This window comes from Streptomyces bugieae (genome assembly GCF_036352915.1).
GTDB classification, from domain to species: domain Bacteria; phylum Actinomycetota; class Actinomycetes; order Streptomycetales; family Streptomycetaceae; genus Streptomyces; species Streptomyces endophytica.
Genome location: NZ_JAZBJP010000248.1, coordinates 1 through 312, shown reverse-complemented (window position 1 = coordinate 312; position 312 = coordinate 1). Strand labels below are relative to the sequence as shown.

General features: G+C 67.9%; 1 pseudogene. It reads left to right on the top strand.

Going from position 1 to position 312, the window contains the following annotated elements:
• Positions 1–312 (top strand): annotated as a pseudogene (locus V2J85_RS41100) (potassium-transporting ATPase subunit B); the annotation flags it as partial.

The following is a 312-nucleotide window of genomic DNA, read 5'->3' as shown; positions in this document are numbered from 1 at the left end:
GTGAGACCTTCATCGACCGGATGATCAACCTCGTCGAGGGCGCCGCACGGCAGAAGACCCCCAACGAGATCGCGCTGAACATCCTGCTCGCCTCGCTCACCATCGTCTTCCTGCTGGCCGTCGTCACCCTCCAGCCGTTCGCGATCTACGCGGGCGCCGAGCAGCCCATGATCGTGCTGCTCGCGCTGCTGGTCTGCCTGATCCCGACGACCATCGGTGCTCTTCTCTCCGCGATCGGCATCGCGGGCATGGACCGGCTGGTGCAGCGCAACGTCCTGGCGATGTCCGGCCGGGCCGTCGAGGCCGCCGGCG